The 12,697-nt window shown below is 67.4% G+C and carries 11 protein-coding genes; 10 read left to right on the forward strand and 1 reads right to left on the reverse strand.

Annotation, left to right across the window (positions count from 1 at the left end):
• The first annotated feature begins 18 nt into the window (after positions 1-18).
• The 7 genes from BW39_RS20940 (at position 19) to BW39_RS20970 (ending at position 8,496) form a co-directional block, all read left to right on the forward strand.
• Entirely contained in the window at positions 19-1,608 is a 1,590-nt protein-coding gene (locus BW39_RS20940) for an ABC transporter ATP-binding protein (RefSeq protein WP_043824019.1), read from the forward strand.
• Entirely contained in the window at positions 1,595-2,701 is a 1,107-nt protein-coding gene (locus BW39_RS20945; RefSeq protein ID WP_012204059.1) for an ABC transporter permease, read from the forward strand. Before BW39_RS20940 ends, BW39_RS20945 begins: the two co-directional genes overlap by 14 nt.
• Positions 2,701-3,621 carry an ABC transporter permease gene (locus tag BW39_RS20950; RefSeq protein ID WP_012204060.1) on the forward strand — a complete coding sequence of 307 codons (921 nt, stop codon included), beginning with the start codon at positions 2,701-2,703 and terminating at the stop codon, positions 3,619-3,621. Before BW39_RS20945 ends, BW39_RS20950 begins: the two co-directional genes overlap by 1 nt.
• Before the next feature lie 48 nt (positions 3,622-3,669).
• A complete protein-coding gene (locus BW39_RS20955) occupies positions 3,670-4,842 on the forward strand; it encodes a BMP family ABC transporter substrate-binding protein (protein WP_052155404.1) in 1,173 nt (390 codons plus the stop codon).
• Between the two features lie 250 nt (positions 4,843-5,092).
• Entirely contained in the window at positions 5,093-6,250 is a 1,158-nt protein-coding gene (locus BW39_RS20960; RefSeq protein ID WP_012204065.1) for a BMP family ABC transporter substrate-binding protein, read from the forward strand.
• Positions 6,251-6,448: 198 nt separating this feature from the next.
• Positions 6,449-7,447, forward strand: coding sequence for an aromatic ring-hydroxylating dioxygenase subunit alpha (locus tag BW39_RS20965; protein WP_034366625.1), 999 nt, complete (start codon positions 6,449-6,451; stop codon positions 7,445-7,447).
• Positions 7,447-8,496 (forward strand): adenosine deaminase, encoded by a 1,050-nt coding sequence (locus BW39_RS20970; protein ID WP_034366623.1) that lies wholly within the window; start codon positions 7,447-7,449, stop codon positions 8,494-8,496. The genes BW39_RS20965 and BW39_RS20970 overlap by 1 nt, the downstream gene beginning before the upstream one ends.
• A 6-nt stretch (positions 8,497-8,502) precedes the next feature.
• On the opposite strand, the gene BW39_RS20975 is transcribed toward BW39_RS20970, so the two are convergent.
• Positions 8,503-8,943 (reverse strand): HIT family protein, encoded by a 441-nt coding sequence (locus tag BW39_RS20975; RefSeq protein WP_043824020.1) that lies wholly within the window; start codon positions 8,941-8,943, stop codon positions 8,503-8,505.
• Between the two features lie 461 nt (positions 8,944-9,404).
• On the opposite strand from BW39_RS20975, the gene BW39_RS20980 reads away from it, so the two are divergent.
• The 3 genes from BW39_RS20980 to dcd all read left to right on the forward strand — a co-directional run bounded on the left by BW39_RS20980 (position 9,405) and on the right by dcd (position 12,557).
• Positions 9,405-10,511, forward strand: coding sequence for a BMP family ABC transporter substrate-binding protein (locus BW39_RS20980; protein WP_034391143.1), 1,107 nt, complete (start codon positions 9,405-9,407; stop codon positions 10,509-10,511).
• 112 nt (positions 10,512-10,623) lie between these two features.
• Positions 10,624-11,916 carry a guanine deaminase gene (guaD, locus tag BW39_RS20985; protein ID WP_043824022.1) on the forward strand — a complete coding sequence of 431 codons (1,293 nt, stop codon included), beginning with the start codon at positions 10,624-10,626 and terminating at the stop codon, positions 11,914-11,916.
• A 68-nt stretch (positions 11,917-11,984) separates the two neighbouring features.
• Entirely contained in the window at positions 11,985-12,557 is a 573-nt protein-coding gene (dcd, locus tag BW39_RS20990) for a dCTP deaminase (protein WP_013803686.1), read from the forward strand.
• Positions 12,558-12,697 lie beyond the last annotated feature (140 nt).

The following is a 12,697-nucleotide window of genomic DNA, read 5'->3' on the forward strand; positions in this document are numbered from 1 at the left end:
TGAAAGACAATCCCAGCCATGAATCCCCCCGATACAGTCCCCCTGCCAGCCGCAGCGCCGCCCCGGCTGCAGCTGACAGGCATCACCAAGCGCTATCCGGCGGTGGTGGCCAACAACGGTATTTCGCTGACCGTGGGCGCCGGCGAAGTGCATGCCATCCTGGGTGAGAACGGTGCCGGCAAGTCCACGCTGATGAAGATCATCTACGGCGCCGTCAAGCCTGACGAGGGCCGCATCGAGGTCGATGGCAAGCCGGTCCACATCCGCAACCCGCAGGAGGCGCGCCAGCTGGGCATCGCCATGGTGTTCCAGCATTTCAGCCTGTTCGACACGCTGTCCGTGGCCGAGAACGTCTGGCTGGGCCTGGACAAGAGCCTGCCGCTGGCCGAGGTGGTGAAGCGCATCGAGTCCACGGCGCATGACTACGGGCTGGAGGTCGATCCCCACCGCCCCGTGCACACGCTGAGCGTGGGCGAGATGCAGCGCGTGGAAATCATCCGCGCTCTGCTCACGCACCCGCGCGTGCTCATTCTTGACGAGCCCACCTCGGTGCTCACGCCGCAGGCGGTGGAGAAGCTCTTCGTCGTGCTGCGCCGCCTGGCGTCCGAGGGCTGCTCCATCCTCTACATCAGCCACAAGCTGCACGAGATCCGTTCGCTGTGCACGGCCTGTACCGTGCTGCGCGGCGGGCAGGTGACCGGCGTGTGCAACCCGGCCGTGGAGAGCAATGCCTCGCTGTCGCGGCTGATGATCGGCTCGGAGCCGCCCGAGCTCACGCACCGCGAATCCCAGGTCGGCACCAGCGTGCTGCGCGTGCAAGGCCTGGCGCTGGCGCGCTCGGAGCCCTTCGGCGTGGACCTGCATGGCATACAGCTCGATGTGCGCGCGGGCGAAGTCGTGGGCATCGCCGGTGTCTCGGGCAATGGCCAGAAGGAATTGCTGTATGCGCTGTCCGGCGAGGACACGCGCGCAGCGCCCGAAATGGTGCAGATTGCCGGCCGGGAGGCGGGGCGCCTGGGCCCCGGCCGGCGCCGTGCGCTGGGCCTGCACTTCGTGCCGGAGGAGCGTCTTGGCCGGGGCGCCGTGCCCAGCATGGGCCTGGCGCACAACCTGCTGCTGACGCGCAAGACCGCGCTGGGCGCGGGCGGCTGGATCCGCATGGGCCAGTTGCAGGAGCAGGCGCGCGCCATCATCGCGCGCTTCAACGTCAAGGCCGGTGGCCCCAACGCGGCGGCGCAGTCGCTGTCGGGCGGCAACCTGCAGAAATTCATCGTGGGCCGCGAGATCGATGCCAGGCCCAAGCTGCTCATCATCTCCCAGCCTACCTGGGGGGTGGACGTGGGGGCGGCCGCGCAGATCCGCGGCGCCATCCTGCAATTGCGTGACGAAGGCTGCGCCGTGCTGGTGCTCAGCGAGGAGTTGGACGAATTGTTTGAAATATGTGACCGCCTGCATGTGGTGGCCAAGGGCCGGCTGTCGCCCTCGGTGGCGCGGGCCGATGCCACCGTGCAGCAGATCGGCGAGTGGATGAGCGGCCTGTGGGACGGTGCTGCCGCCCCGAACGCCGCCCAGAATGCCGCCAGGGGAGGCGCCCATGTTCAAGCTTGAGCAACGCCCCCAGGCCTCGAAGCTGTGGACCTACGGTTCGCCCGTGCTGGCGCTGGCCATCACCGTGCTGATCGGCGTGTGCCTGTTCGTGATGCTGGGCAAGGACCCGGTGCGCGGCCTGCAGGCCTTCTTCTGGGACCCCGTCAAGTCCACCTATGCGCTGGGCGAGCTGGCCGTCAAGGCCACGCCGCTGCTGCTGATCGCGCTGGGACTGGCCGTGTGCTTTCGCTCCAATGTGTGGAACATCGGTGCCGAAGGCCAGTTCGTGATCGGCGCCGTGGCCGCAGGCGGCGTGGCGCTGCTGGCGGACAAGACCACGGGGCCGTGGATCGTGCCCGCCATCCTGGTGGCCGGCATGCTCGGCGGCATGGTCTGGGCCGGCATCGTGGCCCTGCTGCGCGACCGCTTCAACGCCAATGAAATCCTGGTCAGCCTGATGCTGGTCTACGTGGCCACCCTGGTGCTGGGCTTTCTGGTCTACGGTCCGTGGAAGGACCCCATGGGCTACAACTTCCCGCAGACCAAGACCTTCGAGCGCGTCACGCAGATCCCCAAGCTCATGCAGGGCATGCGCACCAACATCGGGCTGCTGCTGGCGCTGGCTGCGGCGGCCATGCTGTGGGTCTTCCTGTTCCGCACCCGCGCCGGCTTTGCGCTGCAGGTCGGTGGCCTGGCCCCGGCTGCTGCGCGCTACGCGGGCTTTTCCTCGCGCCGCGCGCTGTGGACGGCGCTGCTGATCTCGGGCGCCGCCGCCGGCCTGGCCGGTGCGCTGGAAGTGGCCGGCCCGCTGGGCCAGCTCACGCCCTATGTCCCGGCCGGCTACGGCTTTGCCGCCATCATCGTGGCCTTCGTCGGCCGCCTGCATCCCGTGGGCATGATCTTTTCCGCGATTCTCATGAGCATGTTCTATATCGGGGGCGAACTCGCCCAGTCGCGCCTGGGCCTGCCCAAGGCGCTGACCGGCGTGTTCCAGGGCCTGCTGCTGTTCACGCTGCTGGCCTGCGACACGCTGGTGGCCTACCGCGTGCGCTGGGTGTCCCGCACGCCCGTGGTCCCGCCCGCAGCGGCGCCTGCCGTCAAGGAGGCCCGCTGATGGAATCCTATGCACTGCTGCTGGGCTCCACGCTCAGCGCCGGCACCGTGCTGGCGCTGGCCGCGCTGGGCCTGCTGATCAATGAAAAGGCCGGCATCGTCAACCTGGGTGCCGAGGGCATGATGCTGTGCGCCGCCATCGCGGGCTTTGCCGCCGTGGTCCACACGGGCAGCACCACCGTGGGCTTTCTGGCCGGCATGGGCGCGGGCGCGCTGCTGGCCGCCATCTTCGGCGTGCTGGTGATCTGGCTGAACACCAACCAGTACGCGACGGGGCTGGCCCTGTCGCTGTTCGGCACGGGCTTCTCGGCCTTCCTGGGCCTGGGCTATGTGCAGGCGCGCCTGCCCGAGCTGCCCAAGTTCGCCGTGCCCTGGCTGTCCGACCTGCCCGTGGTCGGCACGGCGCTGTTCCGCCTGCACCCGCTGGTCTATGGGGCCGTGGTCATTGCGGCGGCCCTGGTCTGGTTCCTCTACCGCACGCGGGCCGGCCTGGTGCTGCGCGCCGTGGGTGAGTCGCCCCAGTCGGCCCACGCGCTGGGCTACCCGGTGCGCCGCATCCGCCTGGCGGCCGTGGTGTTCGGCGGCGCCATGTGCGGGCTGGCCGGCGCCTACATCTCCACCGTCTACACGCCGCTGTGGGTGGAGGGCATGGTGTCGGGCCGGGGCTGGATCGCGCTGGCGCTGACCACCTTTGCCACCTGGCGCCCTGCGCGCGTGCTGCTGGGCGCCTACCTGTTCGGCGGCGTGACCATGCTGCAGTTCCACCTGCAGGCCACGGGCGTGCAGGTGGCCAGCCAGCTGCTGTCCATGCTGCCCTACCTGGCGACCATCGTCGTGCTGGTGCTGATCTCGCGCAATCCGACCTGGATCCGTGCCAACATGCCGGCCTCGCTGGGCAAGCCCTTCTATCCGGGCTCCTGACGCTTTCATTTTTTCTCTCTCCCTCCAGAACCACAAAAGGACAAACGCATGCCCGCTTTGCGCGAACGCACCCTGAAACCTGGCCTGAAAAGCACGCTCGTGAAGATGATCGGCCTGTCGGCCATCTCGGTGGCGGCCCTGACCGCCTGCGGCAAGAAGGAAGAGGCCGCAGCGCCCGCTCCCGCTGCCGCGCCTGCCGCCCAGGCGCCGGCCGAGAAGCTCAAGATCGGCTTCATGTACGTCAGCCCCATCGGCGACGGCGGCTGGACCTTCCAGCACGAGCTGGGCCGCAAGGCCATCCAGGAGAAGTTCGGCGACAAGGTGGAAACCTCCTTCGTCGAAAGCGTGCCTGAGAGCGCCGATGCCGAGCGCGTGATGCGCGACATGGCCGGCCAGGGCAACAAGCTGATCTTCGCGACCAGCTTCGGCTACCAGGAGTTCGTGCAGAAGGTCGCGGCCGACCTCAAGGACGTGAAGTTCGAGCACGCCACCGGCTACAAGAACGCCGACAACGTGGCCACCTACGACACCAAGACCTTCGAGGGCGCCTACCTGGCCGGCATCGTGGCCGGTGGCATGACCAAGACCAAGACCATCGGCGTCGTGGCCTCGGTGCCGATTCCTGAAGTGGTGCGCAACATCAACAGCTTCGTGCTGGGTGCGCAAAGCGTCGATCCCTCGATCAAGGCCAAGGTGGTCTGGGTGAACGAGTGGTTCGCCCCGCCCAAGGAGTCCGAGGCTGCCACCTCGCTGATCAACGGCGGCGTGGACGTGCTCTACCAGAACACCAACTCCCCGGCCGTGCTCAAGACGGCCGAGGAACGCGGTGCGCGCGCCTTCGGCAAGGACGGCGACATGAGCGCCTTCGCGCCCAAGGCCCACCTGGGCTCGGCCGTGATCGACTGGACGCCCTACTACAGCAAGGTCACCCAGGACACGCTGGACGGCAAGTGGCAGGGCGGCTCGTTCTGGTGGGGCGTGAAGGAAGGCGCCATCGACCTCGTGAAGATCGCCGACGACGTGCCCCAGGACATCAAGGACAAGGTCGCCAAGGCACGCGACGGCTTGAAGGACGGCAGCTTCGCCGTCTGGACCGGCCCCATCAAGGACAACACCGGCAAGGAAGTGCTGACGGCAGGCCAGGTCGGCGACCTGGGCTTCATGACCAGCATCAACTTCTTCGTCAACGGCGTCGAAGGCAAGGTGCCGGGCGCCAAGTGATCCGGCGGCAGTCCATGCAACAAGGGCCCTTCGGGGCCCTTTTTTCTGCCGCGATCCGCCAGACGGGTCCGCCCTATGCACCACGATTGTGCAAAGCCCCCAAAATGTGGTTTTCCCGCATGTCTGGTGGCTCTGGCGCAGCCGGCTGGCGCCATTCTTGCTTTATTCTCGGGACCCATCGCGGCGGGTCTGCGCCCCTGCGGACACCGCCTTCTTCCTGCCTGCCGCAGGACCACTTGAGGAAACTTCGATGACTGATCTTCACAAACGCTCCCTGATCAAGGTGGCAGCGCTGTCGGCCGTGGCCGCCGCCGCGCTGGCCGGCTGTGGCAAGAAGGAGGAGGCCGCGCCTGCGCCCGCTCCCGTTGCCGAGGCCCCTGCTGCCGCTGCAACCGAGCCTTTGAAGATCGCCTTCGCCTACGTGGGCCCCGTCGGTGACGGCGGCTACACCTTTGCCCACGACCAGGGCCGCCTGGCGCTGGAGAAGGAATTCGGCGACAAGATCAAGACCTCCTATGTGGAGAGCGTGCCCGAGGGCGCCGACGCCGAGCGCGTGCTGCGCGACATGGCCGCCAACGGCAACAAGCTGGTCTTCGGCACCACCTTCGGCTACATGGAGCCCATCCAGAAGATCGCTCCCGACTTCCCCGATGTGAAGTTCGAGCACGCCACCGGCTACAAGACCGCCGCCAACGTCAGCACCTACGACAGCCGCACCTACGAAGGCGCCTACCTGGCCGGCATCATCGCGGGCTCCATGACCAAGTCCAATGTGCTGGGCGTGGTCGGCTCCGTGCCGATTCCCGAAGTGCTGCGCAACATCAACAGCTTCACGCTGGGCGCGCAGTCCATGAACCCCAAGATCAAGACCAAGGTGGTCTGGGTCAACGAGTGGTTCGCACCCCCGAAGGAAACCGAGGCTGCGACTTCGCTGATCAACGGCGGCGCCGACATCCTGTTCCAGAACACCGACTCCGCCGCCGTGCTCAAGACGGCCGAGGAAAAGGGCAAGCGCGCCTTCGGCTGGGACTCCGACATGACGGCCTACGGCCCCAAGGCCCACCTGGGCTCGGCCATCATCAACTGGACGCCCTACTACACCAAGACCGTGCGCGAGATGCTGGACGGCAAGTGGAGCAGCCAGCAGACCTGGTGGGGCGTGAAGGAAGGCGCGATCGACATCGTCTCGCTGGCCGATGACGTGCCCGCCGAAGCCAAGGCGAAGATAGAAGAGGTCAAGAAGGGCCTGAAGGACGGCACCTTCCACATCTGGAAGGGCCCGATCGCAGGCCAGGACGGCAAGGAACTGCTGGCCGCCGACGCCGTGGCCGAGGACAAGTTCCTCACGGGCATCAACTTCTACGTCAAGGGCGTGGAAGGCAAGGTGCCGGGCCAGGACAGCAAGTAATACAGACGCCATGCCACCCGGCGCAGGCCGGGTTGCCTGCTGCCGCCAGGGCCGCCTTCGGGCGGCCTTGGCGTTCATGCGCAGCACAGGTGCCGCACCTTTACCGTACCTGTGCTGCGCATCGAGTGGGTTTATGCTCGCTCCCAGCCGCGGCCTGCCCGCCGCCGCGGCACAGACAGACAGCAAGAGATTCCCCCCATGATCGAAAACTCCCTCTGGCATCCCGTGGCCCAGGCCCACGAAGTTGTCGATGCGCCGCTGGGCGTGCAACTGCTGGACCAGCCCCTGGTGCTGTGGCGCGATCCGCAAGGCCTGGTCCGCGTCTTCGTGGACCGCTGCCCGCACCGTGGCGCACGCCTGTCCATGGGCCGTGTCGAGAACGGCCACCTTGAATGCCCCTACCACGGCTGGCAGTTCGCCGACAGCGGCCAGTGCGTCAAGGTGCCGGCCCTGCCCAGCTTCACGCCCCCGCCCTCGCAATGCGTGAAGGCCTTCGAGGCACAGGAAGCCTACGGCCTGGTCTGGGTGCGGCTGGCCACGGGCGAGGAGCTCTCGGCTGTTCCGGCCCTGGCGGCCCTTCCAGCCTTTGAAGCCGAGGCGGACGCGCACCTGCGCAAGCTCAACTGCGGCCCCTATGACGTGGCCGCCAGCGCGCCGCGCATCATCGAGAACTTCCTGGACATGTCGCACTTCGGCTTTGTCCACGAAGGCTGGCTGGGCAGCCGCGACGCCACGGCCATCGAAGCCTATGCCGTGGAGACCACGGCCACGGGCGTGCTGGCCACGGGCTGCAAGGCCGTGCAGCCGCAGTCCAACCTGCACTCCACCAGCGCGGCCGAGGTCGAATACACCTACGAAGTGACGGCGCCCTATGCCGCCGTGCTGACCAAGCTGCCCGAGTCCGGCACCACCCGGGCCGGCTGGCGCGAGTCCATCGCCCTGTTCATCTGCCCCGTCACGCCCGAGACCAGCCGCGTCTGGTTCCGCCTTGCCGTGGCAGACTTCGATTCGCCCGACGCACAGCTGCAGGAATTCCAGCACACCATCTTCTGCCAGGACCAGCCCGTGCTGGAGTCCCAGCAGCCCAAGTGCCTGCCGCTGGACCCGCGCGCCGAAATGCACTCTGCGGCCGACCGCATGTCGTCCGCCTACCGCCGCTACCTCCGGGCCAGCGGCATCACCTTCGGAGTCTGCTGATGCACACCGTACCCGCCGTGGATGCCGCGCATCTGCCCCAGTTGCTCAAGGCCATGCCCAAGGCCGAGCTGCACATGCACATCGAAGGCTCGCTGGAGCCCGAGCTGATCTTCGCGCTGGCCCAGCGCAACGGCGTGAAGCTGCCCTACGCCAGCGTGGAAGACCTGCGCCGCGCCTATGCCTTCACCGATCTGCAGAGCTTTCTGGACATCTACTACGCCGGCGCCAGCGTGCTGCTGTACGAGCAGGATTTCTACGACATGGGCCGCGCCTACCTGACGCGCGCCGCGCAGGACAACGTGGTCCATGCCGAGATCTTCTTCGACCCCCAGACCCACACCCAGCGCGGCGTGGGCATGGAGACCGTGATCAACGGCCTGTACCGCGCCTGCCGCGATGCGGAGATAGAGCAGGGCATCTCGTCGGCGCTGATCCTGAGCTTTCTGCGCCACCTCAGCGAAGAGGACGCCTTCGCCACGCTGGAGGCCGCGCTGCCGCTGCGCGACCGCTTCATCGGCGTGGGGCTGGACAGCAGCGAGGTCGGCAACCCGCCCGAGAAGTTCGCCCGCGTGTTCGCCCGCTGCCGCGAGCTGGGCCTGCACCTGGTCGCGCATGCGGGCGAGGAGGGGCCTCCCGCCTATATCTGGGGCGCGCTGGACGTGCTGCATTCCGAGCGCATAGACCACGGCGTGCAGGCCGCGCGCGACGAGGCCCTGATGCAGCGCCTGGTCCGCGACGGCGTGCCGCTGACCGTGTGCCCGCTGTCCAACCTCAAGCTGTGCGTGGTGTCCGACCTGGCCCAGCACAACCTGCCCCAGCTCTTGGAGGCAGGGCTCAAGGTCACGGTCAACTCCGATGATCCGGCCTATTTCGGCGGCTATGTGAACGAGAACTACCTGCAGCTGTTCGCCGCCACGGGCATGAACTCGCAGCAGGCCTGGCAGCTGGCGGTCAACAGTTTTGACGCCAGCTTCGTCACACCCCAGCAGCGCGCCCACTGGATGCGCCAGCTGGAGGCCGTGTTCGCCCGCTACGCCGCCCTGGCCTGAGTCCGTTCAGGCCAGCGCCTGCCTGAGGCGCTCGGCATAGTCCTGCAGTGCCTGCATGCCGGGCTCCTTGCGCGGCCAGCCCAGGCCCACGCCGTCGCCCTCGTGGCGCGGCAGCACATGCAGGTGGAAGTGGAAGACGGTCTGCCCGCCCGCCGCGCCATTGGCCTGGAACAGGCTGATGCCTTCGGGGTCGAACGCCGCCTGCACGGCCTGCGCCACGCGCTGGGCCGTGCGCATCACGGCGCCGGCCTCGTCGGGCGTGAGGTCCAGCAGGGTCACGGCATGGCGCTTGCTGGCCAACAGCACATGGCCGGGATTGACCTGACCGATGTCCATGAAGGCGATGGTCTGCTCGTCCTCGAACACCTTGGCGGACGGGATCTCGCCCGCCACGAGGCGGCAAAAAAGGCACTGCCCCGGGGGCGAGGTATCGACGAACATCGGCATGGTCCTGTACTCCTTGGTGGTTGCTTGGGGTTGGAATTTGCCGACGATCTTAGAGCGTGTTAAGCACTTTTAAGTACCCGCGTTGGTTCTGCGCGCTGGTGATCGCAAGGCGCAGTGCGCCGCCAAGGCTCATGCCTTGGCAAGCGCTGCAACGCCGCGAGCGCCTGCGCGCAGAGCCAACCCTTCGGGAAAGCCGGGAAATGGGCCCGGCCCTTCGTTGCAGCACACTTGCGGTATGGCAACCGCGGCGCGCGCTGCGCCTCGTTCCGGGCCCATTTCCCGGCTTTCGCGGGCACTTAAAAGTGCATAACACGCTCTAGTGGACGGTATCTGCCGTCCCTTATGGAGGCCATAAGCGCAGGCCCAGGCAGCCCTCAGGGCCGCTGCCTATAATCGCGCCCCGCACCGGCCGCTGCCCATGGCCGGTGCGTTTTCATTTCCGGGCCATGTAGAGGAACACCATGTACAAAAACCTCGCAGCCGCAGTCGCGGCCGCAAGTCTTGTATCCACGGCCTTGTCCCAAGGCCATCCCGCCCCTTCATCCCCCGCAGGTTCCGCGCCCCTCAAGGCCGCCTTCGTCTATCTGACGCCCGTGCTCGACGCCGGCTGGACGCGCCAGCACGACGAGGGCCGACGCGCATTGCAGGCGGCGCTGGGTCCGCGCGTGCAGACCCGTGCGGTGGACAGCGTGCCCGAGGGCCCCGACGCCGAGCGCGTGCTGCGCGACCTGGCCGCCTCGGGCAACCAGCTGATCTTCACCACCAGCTTCGGCTACACCGAGTCCGTGATGCGCGTGGCGCGCGACTTCCCGCAGGTGAAGTTCGAGTCGGTCACGGGCTTCAAGCGCGCCGACAACGTGGCCACCTCGAATGCGCGCTACTACGAGGGCCGCTATCTGTCGGGCATTGCCGCCGGCCGTGCCAGCAAGACGGGCGTGGCCGGCTTCGTGGTCGGCTTTCCGATTCCCGAGGTGCTGCAGGGCATCAACGCCTTCACGCTGGGCATGCGTTCGGTCAATCCCAAGGCCACGGTCAAGGTGGTCTGGCTGGATACCTGGTTCGACCCGCCGCGCGAGCGCGATGCGGCCATGGCGCTGTTCAACGGCGGCGTGGACGTGGTGTCCTTCCAGGTCGCATCCACCGCCGTGATGCAGGCCGCCCAGGAGCGCGGCCGCATGGCGATTGCCTACCACTCCGACATGCGCAAGGACGGGCCCGACGCCCAGTTGCTGGCCGTCACCCACCAGTGGGGCGACTACTACACGGCGCGCGCCCGCGCCGTGCTGGACGGCAGCTGGAAGAGCCAGGACACCTGGGGTGGCGTGCGCGAGGGCATGATCCGCGTGGAGGGCTTCGGCCCCAAGCTGCCGCCCGCCGTGCGCGAGGAAGTGCTGAAGCGCCAAAAGGACATGGCCCAGGGCCGCCTGCAGCCCTTCAAGGCCGGCGACCAGCCGGTGCGCGACAACCAGGGCCAGGTGCGCATTCCAGCCGGCAAGCAGCTGGACGATGCACAGATCCTGCAGATGAACTGGCTGGTGGAAGGCGTGCAGGCCACCCTGCCCAAGTGATGCGGCCTGCGGCTCGTTCGATCCTGGCGTAAACCCTAGGATGGCGCCTGCCGATGGCGCCTATAGCGCTGCGGATATGGCATCTGCCTGTCCGCCCGCTAAGCTTGGCGGCATGCAAATCTACCGTTCCTCATTGCTGCGTTTTGCCGACGATGGCCAGGCGCTCTACGACGAAGACGGCCTGCTGGCCGTCGCCCCGGATGACAGGGGGCAGCAGCGCGTCGTCGCCGCCGGCAGCTGGCAGGCGCTGCAGACGCAGTTCACCGGACAGCCGGGCGCCGAAGTCACCCATCTGCCGGGCCGCATCCTGGCGCCAGGCTTCATCGACCTGCACATCCACTATCCGCAGACCGATGTGATCGGCGCGCCCGCCGCCGGCCTGCTGCCCTGGCTGGAGAAATACACCTTTCCGCACGAGTCGGCCTTTTGCGAACGCGCCCATGCCGACAGCGTGGCCGAGTTCTTCCTGGACGAGCTGCAGCGCAACGGCGTGACCACGGCGCTGGCCTTTGCCACCTCGCACCCCGGGTCGGTCGATGCGCTCATGGGCGCGTCGCAGGCGCGCGGCATGCGCATGATCACGGGCAAGGTGCTGCAGGACCGCCACAGCCCCGACGGCGTGCGCGACCAGACCGAGCAAAGCCTGATCGATACCGAGACCCTGATCCAGCGCTGGCATGGCGTGGACCGCCTGGGCTACGCGATCACGCCGCGCTTTGCGCCCACCAGCACGCATGAGCAGCTGCGCGGCGCGGGCGAGCTGGCCGCACGCTACGCCGATGTCTGGATCCAGTCCCATGTGGCCGAGAACCTGGACGAAGTGCGCTGGGTGGCCGAGCTCTTTCCGAAGGCGCGCAGCTATCTGTCGGTCTACGACGACTTCGGCCTGATGCGCGAGCGCGCTGTCTACGCGCACTGCATCCACCTGGACGATGAAGACCGCGCCCTGATGCGTGAACGCAGCACCGCCGCCGCCGTCAGCCCCACCAGCAACCTGTTCCTGGGCAGCGGCTTCTTCGACTTTGCGCGGGCCGATGCCGCGCAGTTCCTCTACGGCCTGGCCAGCGACGTGGGCGGCGGCATGAGCTTCAGCCCCTTCCGCACCATGCAGGCCGCCTATGTGGCGGGCCGTGAGGGCCAGACCAAGCAGGGCCTGAGCCTGTCGCCGGGCAACCTGTGGTGGCAGCACACGGCGGGCGCGGCGCGCGCCCTGGGCCTGGCGGGGCAGGTGGGCAACCTGCAGCCGGGCTGCGAGGCCGACTTCGTGGTCATCAACCCGGCCTGCACGCCGCTGCTCGAGCGCAAGACCCGCCAGGCCGAGAGCCTGGACGAGCTGCTGTTCGCCATGATCATCCTGGGCGATGACCGCCTGATCGAGCGCACCGTCGTTTCTCAAGCAAAATAGCGCCTTTGCGCCAGTGCCCGGCCGGGTGCTGGCGCCTGACAAGTGCAGCTAGGGAACGAGGAATTGCCATGAGCATCAAGAGCGACAAGTGGATCCGTCGCATGGCCGAGGATCACGGCATGATCGAGCCTTTCGAGCCGGCCCAGGTTCGCAACGTCGATGGCCGCAAGATCATCAGCTACGGCACCAGCAGCTATGGCTACGACATCCGCTGCGCACCCGAATTCAAGGTGTTCACCAACATCCACAGCACCGTGGTGGACCCCAAGAACTTCGATGAAAAAAGCTTCGTCGATTTCGAGGGCGACAGCTGCATCATCCCGCCCAACAGCTTCGCGCTGGCGCGCACGGTCGAGTACTTCCGCATCCCGCGCAACGTGCTGACCATCTGCCTGGGCAAGAGCACCTACGCGCGCTGCGGCATCATCGTCAACGTCACCCCCTTCGAGCCCGAATGGGAAGGCTATGTGACGCTGGAGTTCTCCAACACCACGCCGCTGCCCGCCCGCATCTACGCCGGCGAGGGCTGCGCCCAGGTGCTGTTCTTCGAGAGCGATCCCGACGATGTCTGCGAGGTCAGCTACCGCGACCGTGGCGGCAAGTACCAGGGCCAGGTGGGCGTGACACTTCCCAAGGCCTGACGGCTTTGGCCCGGAAGACAAGGCCCGCAGCGAAAGCTGGGGGCCTTTTTCATCGCCGGGCAGCCCCAGGATGAAAAGCAGCCCCCTCGGGGGGCTGCGGACCTTGCGCAGCAGGGGGAGCGTGGGGGCCATTTTTCATC

It is taken from the genome of Delftia sp. RIT313 (assembly GCF_000632165.1).
Taxonomy (GTDB): domain Bacteria; phylum Pseudomonadota; class Gammaproteobacteria; order Burkholderiales; family Burkholderiaceae_C; genus Comamonas; species Comamonas acidovorans.

Coding starts and splice junctions, on each gene's coding strand:
- BW39_RS20940 (WP_043824019.1), top strand. CDS start 19: ATGAATCCCCCCGATACAGTCCCCCTGCCAGCCGCAGCGCCGCCCCGG.
- BW39_RS20955 (WP_052155404.1), top strand. CDS start 3,670: ATGCCCGCTTTGCGCGAACGCACCCTGAAACCTGGCCTGAAAAGCACG.
- BW39_RS20960 (WP_012204065.1), top strand. CDS start 5,093: ATGACTGATCTTCACAAACGCTCCCTGATCAAGGTGGCAGCGCTGTCG.
- dcd (WP_013803686.1), top strand. CDS start 11,985: ATGAGCATCAAGAGCGACAAGTGGATCCGTCGCATGGCCGAGGATCAC.
- BW39_RS20965 (WP_034366625.1), top strand. CDS start 6,449: ATGATCGAAAACTCCCTCTGGCATCCCGTGGCCCAGGCCCACGAAGTT.
- BW39_RS20970 (WP_034366623.1), top strand. CDS start 7,447: ATGCACACCGTACCCGCCGTGGATGCCGCGCATCTGCCCCAGTTGCTC.
- BW39_RS20975 (WP_043824020.1), bottom strand. CDS start 8,943: ATGCCGATGTTCGTCGATACCTCGCCCCCGGGGCAGTGCCTTTTTTGC.
- BW39_RS20945 (WP_012204059.1), top strand. CDS start 1,595: ATGTTCAAGCTTGAGCAACGCCCCCAGGCCTCGAAGCTGTGGACCTAC.
- guaD (WP_043824022.1), top strand. CDS start 10,624: ATGCAAATCTACCGTTCCTCATTGCTGCGTTTTGCCGACGATGGCCAG.
- BW39_RS20980 (WP_034391143.1), top strand. CDS start 9,405: ATGTACAAAAACCTCGCAGCCGCAGTCGCGGCCGCAAGTCTTGTATCC.
- BW39_RS20950 (WP_012204060.1), top strand. CDS start 2,701: ATGGAATCCTATGCACTGCTGCTGGGCTCCACGCTCAGCGCCGGCACC.